Annotated in this window: 5 protein-coding genes; 4 read left to right on the top strand and 1 reads right to left on the bottom strand. The window is 69.6% G+C overall.

Going from position 1 to position 4561, the window contains the following annotated elements; translation table 11 throughout:
- The coding region (locus tag VF794_RS23540; protein ID WP_331114045.1) for a GAF domain-containing protein at positions 1-957 on the bottom strand (957 nt) is incomplete at its 3' end.
- A 204-nt stretch (positions 958-1161) separates the two neighbouring features.
- Between VF794_RS23540 and VF794_RS23535 the strand changes: the two genes are divergently transcribed.
- The 4 genes from VF794_RS23535 to VF794_RS23520 all read left to right on the top strand — a co-directional run.
- Complete coding sequence (locus VF794_RS23535; protein WP_331114043.1) at positions 1162-1935, top strand: ROK family protein; 774 nt, start codon at positions 1162-1164, stop codon at positions 1933-1935.
- Between the two features lie 154 nt (positions 1936-2089).
- Positions 2090-2338, top strand: a complete 249-nt coding sequence (locus tag VF794_RS23530) for a hypothetical protein (RefSeq protein ID WP_331114041.1) — start codon at positions 2090-2092, stop codon at positions 2336-2338.
- A gap of 93 nt (positions 2339-2431) precedes the next feature.
- Complete coding sequence (locus VF794_RS23525; protein WP_331114039.1) at positions 2432-3457, top strand: ligase-associated DNA damage response exonuclease; 1026 nt, start codon at positions 2432-2434, stop codon at positions 3455-3457.
- Positions 3458-3460: 3 nt separating this feature from the next.
- Positions 3461-4561 (top strand): ATP-dependent DNA ligase (locus VF794_RS23520; protein ID WP_331114037.1); only part of this gene is annotated, 1101 nt, incomplete at its 3' end.

The raw sequence follows: 4561 nt of genomic DNA, 5'->3' as shown, positions 1-4561 counted from the left end.
CTCCAGGGCCACCCCCGCCGAGGCGCGTAGCCCCTTGAGCAGCTCCAGATCCTCCTGGGTGAAGGGCTGGCGGTCCCTCTTGTTGTGGAGCTCGAAGAAACCCAGCAGCTCTCCGCAGCGCGTGAAGACGGGCAGATCGATCAGGTTGTAGAAGCCCATGGCCTTCTGGAGCTGCGGCAGGACATGCGGATCCCGGGTCACATCGTTCGAGACATAGGGCTCCTTCGTGACCATCACATGGCCGGGAACCCCCACCCTCGGCCCGAAGACGACCTCATGGGGTTCGATGGTCCTGCCTTCCCACCGTAGATACTCCGTGACGACCATGCGGCCATCGACCATCCGTCCCCAGGTGCCTTCGGTCGCGTCCACGAGTTCCAGGGCCCGCCAGACGAGACACCTCAGGATGTCCGAAAGCTGAAGACTCGAGTTGAGGTCGTGCGCGGCGAGCGTGAGGATCTCGAGCTGGCGGGTGCGGCGCGCGAGCTGCGCATTGGATTGTTGGAGCGCGATCCGGCTCCGCTCACTGTCCTGTTCCCGGAGCTTGACGTAGTCGGTCACATCCTCGACCCGGTGGATGATGAAGGCGAGCTCACCTGAATCATCCAGCACCGGGGAGTTGGTGGGTGACCAGTATTTCTCCTCGAAGCCGCCCCCCTCCGACACGGGCCGGCGGACGTCGTACTTCTGCACCGCCATCGTATCCATGACCTTGTTCGTCAGGACGCGTGTCAGCGAAGCGCGGAGGTTCTTCATCCCCGTGGCCTGAGGGTCGTCCGGATTGTCGGGAAAGGCCTCGAAGACATGTCGGCCCAGGAGTTCCTCACGTCGGGCCCTCGTGGCGTACAGGTACGCGTCACTGACCGCGACGATGGTCAGGTCTGGAACCAGCACCAGATAGGCACCGGGGAGGGCCTCGAAGAGACGCTGGAAGGTGCGGTCGGGGAGCCCTTGCACCTGGAGGGACGCCATACCCAGTGGATAAGGCCGATGCTCGGCTGCCACCAGCCACGGGAGGATGGAAAGTGGGACCAGGCGATCAGCCAGCCGCCAGCCCACTCGCGCTTGCCCAGAGTCGGACAGGACGGCCTCCGCGCGCCTCCAGGCCGTTGCCGTCCGGGCCGCGCGCCCTACACTGGCGCTCCACCGCTGGAGATATGTATGCCCCGCGCAGAGACCCCCGTACCGTCCCCTCGCAAGAAGGCCGCGCCGGACCTCCAGGCCTCCACCGCCGGTCACCGGACGCTGGCCATCGACATCGGTGGCACGGGCATCAAGGCACTCGTCCTCGGACCGGATGGGAAGCCCCTCACCGAGCGGCAGCGGGTGACGACGCCCAAACCCGCCAGCCCCAAGGCGGTGATGAGGGCGATCCTGAAGCTGATCAAACCCCTGGGCACGTTCGACCGGGTGGCGGTGGGCTTCCCGGGCGTGGTGGTGGACGGGGTGACCCAGACCGCCGTCAACCTCCACAAGGACTGGAAGGGCTACGACCTGGGCCGCGAGCTGGGCAAGGCGACGGACCGTCCGGTCCGCGTGCTCAACGACGCCGGGGTGCAGGGCTTCGGCGTCATCGAGGGGCGCGGCGTGGAGATGCTCCTCACCCTGGGCACCGGCATGGGCTGCGCGCTGTTCGTCGACGGCAAGTACGTGCCCAACCTGGAGCTCGCCCACCACCCCTTCCGGCATGGGAAGACCTACGAGGAGTACGTGGGCAACGCCGCGCTGGAGCGGGTGGGCAAGAAGAAGTGGAACAAGCACGTGCAGCGGGTGGTGGAGCAGATCCTCCCCATCTGGAACCCGCGGGTGCTCTACCTCGGAGGCGGCAACGCCCGGCTCATCGACTTCTCGCTCCCCGAGAACGTGAAGGTCACCGAGAACGTCGCGGGGCTGCTCGGCGGGTTCGCCCTCTGGAAGGACGAGGCTCCCATGTAACAGGGGCTCGCCCCGCTGCTCGCCCACCATCCGCCCCCCCGAGCCCCAGCCGGCCCGGGGCCCACCGCTCCGTCGCGATGCGCACGATGAAGGGCAGGACATGTGCCTGCCCCGGACGTGCGGCGCGGGTACCCACCCAGGATGGAGCGACGTCATGAACAAGGACGAATGGCTCAAGCGGCCGATGGGCATTCCGGTGGACCCGGAGAAGCAGAAGGACCCGGAGGAGGACGGTGAACGCGTCCCCGCCGAGGGCCGTGCCGAGCGCCTCAACGACGTGACGGGCCAGAACGGCGGCCAACGCTCCGAGGTCGGCCTGCCCTGGGACAGCACCTCGTTGGAGCGGGGCTTGAGCGACGAATACGAGAAGCACGGCGGGCGGGGTGAGCCGAAGGACAAGTGACGTCGGCCTCCCGGCGGGCGGGGAGACGGGCCTCGGCCCACCGGCTCGTCCGGTCGCCGCACCGCCTCCTGCCCGTTAACCCAGAGAGGCTCGATGAACGTCTCTCCCTCGCTCGACAGGCCGCCCCTGGTGACGGTGACCCCGGATGGGCTCTATTGCCCGCCGGGGGGTTTCCACATCGACCCCTGGCGCCCGGTCGCCCGCGCCCTCATCACCCACGCGCATGGCGACCACGCTCGCTGGGGGAGCCAGCACTACCTTGGCACGCGCCCCTCCCTCGGCCTGCTGCGCAAGCGGCTGGGTCCGGAGGCGAACATCTCCACGCTCGATTATGGCGAGCGCCAGTCGCTGGGCGAGGTCACTGTCAGCTTCCACCCCGCCGGCCACGTGCTGGGCAGCGCTCAAATCCGCATCGAGCACCGGGGCGAGGTGTGGGTGGTGTCCGGCGACTACAAGCGCGACCCGGACCCGACGTGCGACCCCTTCGAGCCCGTCCGCTGTGACACCTTCATCACCGAGGCCACCTTCGGTCTTCCCATCTACCGTTGGGAGGACACGCCGCTCATCGCCGAGGAGGTGCTGCGCTGGTGGGACGGCAACCGCACGTTGGGGCGGGCCTCGGTGCTCTTCTGCTACGCGCTGGGCAAGGCGCAGCGGCTGCTGGGGGAACTGGCCCGGCTCACCGACCGCGAGGTGCTGGTGCACGGCGCCACGCACGCGCTGGTGGAGTGCTACCGCGAGGCCGGCGTGCGCATGCTCCCCACCCGCTTCGTGTCCGAGGTGGAGAAGGGCACCTCCTTCGCCGGTACCCTCATCCTGGCTCCGCCCAGCGCCGCCGGCTCCACGTGGATGCGCCGCTTCGGCGAGCACGAGACGGGCTTCGCCTCGGGGTGGATGCGGGTGCGCGGCAACCGGCGCCGCCGGGGGTATGACCGGGGCTTCGTCCTCTCCGACCACGCGGACTGGCCGAGCCTCCTGCGCACCGCGAAGGACACGGGCGCCTCGCGCATCCTCGTCACCCACGGCTCCAGTGAGACGCTCGCGCGCTACCTGCGCGAGAACCGGGGCCTCGACGCGGCGCCGCTCTCCACCCCCTTCGAGGGCGAGACGGAGGAGTGAGACGTGCGGCGACTCGCGGACCTCTATGACGCGCTCGACTCCACCACCTCCACCAACGCCAAGGTGGAGGCCATGGTGGCGTACTTCCATGAGGCGCCTCCCGAGGACGCCGCCTGGGCGCTGTTCTTCCTCACCGGCCGCCGCCTCAAGCGGCTCGTGCCCCCCAAGGCGCTGCGCGAGTGGATCCGCGAGCTGACCGACACCCCGGAGTGGCTCTTCGACGAGACGTACGCCTCGGTGGGTGACCTCGCGGAGATGATCGCCCTGCTGCTCGACCAGACCGAGCGCCCCGGCGAGCCCGAGGAGCTGCCCCTGTCGCGCTGGCTGGAGGAGCGCCTGTTGCCCCTCGCCGGCCTCTCCGCCGCCGAGCAGCGCGAGCGCATCACCGGCTGGTGGCACACGCTGCCGCGCCGCGAGCTGTTCATCTTCAACAAGATGCTGACTGGCGAGCTGCGCGTGGGCGTCTCGGACACGCTCGTGGTGCGCGCGCTGGCGCAGTACGCCGGGCTGCCCCCCGCCGCCGTGTCCCACCGGCTCATGGGCACCTGGGCCCCGAGCCGCGCCTTCTTCGAGCAGCTCGTCGCCCCGGACGTGTCCGACGGGGATCGCTCGCGCCCCTACCCCTTCTACCTGGCCAGCCCCCTGGAGCAGCCCGTGGAGGGCCTCGGGGACCGCTCGGAGTGGATGGTCGAGTGGAAGTGGGATGGCATCCGGGGCCAGCTCATCCACCGCCAGGGCGCCATCTACCTGTGGAGCCGCGGCGAGGAACTGGTCACCGAGCGCTATCCGGAGATCGCCAAGGCGGCCACGAGCCTGCCTCCCGGCACCGTGCTCGACGGGGAGATCCTCGCCTATGAGGATGGGCGGCCCCTGCCCTTCGCCCGCCTGCAACGGCGCATCGGCCGCCAGAAGCTCACCGCCAAGGTGCTCGCCGAGGCTCCCGCGGTCTTCATGGCGTACGACCTGCTCGAGGAGAAGGGCGAGGACCTGCGCCCGCTGCCCCTGCGCGAGCGCCGGGCACGGCTCGAGGCGCTGCTGAGTGACAAGCCCCAGTTCCCCATCTCCCCGCGCATCCCCGCGGACACGTGGGAGGAGCTGACCCAG

Origin of the sequence: Archangium sp., assembly GCF_036389735.1 — a bacterium.
GTDB lineage: Bacteria > Myxococcota > Myxococcia > Myxococcales > Myxococcaceae > Archangium.
This window is presented reverse-complemented; position numbering and strand designations above follow the sequence as displayed.

Coding starts and splice junctions, on each gene's coding strand:
- VF794_RS23535 (WP_331114043.1), top strand. CDS start 1,162: ATGCCCCGCGCAGAGACCCCCGTACCGTCCCCTCGCAAGAAGGCCGCG.
- VF794_RS23530 (WP_331114041.1), top strand. CDS start 2,090: ATGAACAAGGACGAATGGCTCAAGCGGCCGATGGGCATTCCGGTGGAC.
- VF794_RS23525 (WP_331114039.1), top strand. CDS start 2,432: ATGAACGTCTCTCCCTCGCTCGACAGGCCGCCCCTGGTGACGGTGACC.